The organism is Bacillus sp. SRI_025 (assembly GCF_057592095.1).
This window is the reverse complement of record NZ_JBYEGB010000016.1, coordinates 1-843: the sequence shown is the minus strand read 5'-3', so window position 1 is coordinate 843 and position 843 is coordinate 1. Positions and strand designations below refer to the sequence as shown.

Here is an 843-nt window from a genome sequence, read left to right as displayed (position 1 = left end):
GTGGAGCCTAGCGGGATCGAACCGCTGACCTCCTGCGTGCAAGGCAGGCGCTCTCCCAGCTGAGCTAAGGCCCCATAAAAGATGGTCGGGAAGACAGGATTCGAACCTGCGACCCCTTGGTCCCAAACCAAGTGCTCTACCAAGCTGAGCTACTTCCCGATCTTAATGGCGCGCCCGAGAGGAGTCGAACCCCTAACCTTTTGATCCGTAGTCAAACGCTCTATCCAATTGAGCTACGGGCGCTTATTTATAATGCCGAGGGCCGGACTTGAACCGGCACGGTAGTCACCTACCGCAGGATTTTAAGTCCTGTGTGTCTGCCAATTCCACCACCCCGGCGTGGATGGTATAAGCGGAAGACGGGATTCGAACCCGCGACCCCCACCTTGGCAAGGTGGTGTTCTACCACTGAACTACTTCCGCATTACAGGATTTCTTTATTTTATTTGGCAATGCGGGTGAAGGGACTTGAACCCCCACGTCATAAAGACACTAGATCCTAAGTCTAGCGCGTCTGCCAATTCCGCCACACCCGCATGAAACATGGTGAGCCATGAAGGACTCGAACCTTCGACCCTCTGATTAAAAGTCAGATGCTCTACCAACTGAGCTAATGGCTCGCTTTAAAAGCGACTTGTCTATCTTACCATATGAAAGTGGTGCCGGCAAGAGGACTTGAACCCCCAACCTACTGATTACAAGTCAGTTGCTCTACCAGTTGAGCTACACCGGCTTTATCTATCCTAACATTATGTAAGAATAAATATGGTGGAGGATGACGGGCTCGAACCGCCGACCCTCTGCTTGTAAGGCAGATGCTCTCCCAGCTGAGCTAATCCTCCA

9 tRNA genes are annotated in these 843 nt (G+C 52.1%); all 9 read right to left on the bottom strand.

Features of this window, described 5'->3' with window-relative positions:
- Position 1: 1 nt before the first annotated feature.
- The 9 genes from AC20OE_RS18770 to AC20OE_RS18730 all read right to left on the bottom strand — a co-directional run bounded on the left by AC20OE_RS18770 (position 2) and on the right by AC20OE_RS18730 (position 842).
- Positions 2-74, bottom strand: a tRNA-Ala gene (locus AC20OE_RS18770).
- An 8-nt stretch (positions 75-82) separates the two neighbouring features.
- Positions 83-159: transfer RNA gene (locus tag AC20OE_RS18765), tRNA-Pro, on the bottom strand.
- 7 nt (positions 160-166) lie between these two features.
- Positions 167-243 (bottom strand) — tRNA-Arg (locus AC20OE_RS18760).
- Positions 244-253: 10 nt separating this feature from the next.
- Positions 254-339 (bottom strand) — tRNA-Leu (locus AC20OE_RS18755).
- A 12-nt stretch (positions 340-351) separates the two neighbouring features.
- A tRNA-Gly gene (locus AC20OE_RS18750) sits at positions 352-423 on the bottom strand.
- Positions 424-453: 30 nt separating this feature from the next.
- Positions 454-536 (bottom strand) — tRNA-Leu (locus tag AC20OE_RS18745).
- 8 nt (positions 537-544) lie between these two features.
- Positions 545-620: transfer RNA gene (locus AC20OE_RS18740), tRNA-Lys, on the bottom strand.
- Between the two features lie 37 nt (positions 621-657).
- Positions 658-733 (bottom strand) — tRNA-Thr (locus tag AC20OE_RS18735).
- A gap of 33 nt (positions 734-766) precedes the next feature.
- A tRNA-Val gene (locus tag AC20OE_RS18730) sits at positions 767-842 on the bottom strand.
- Position 843 lies beyond the last annotated feature (1 nt).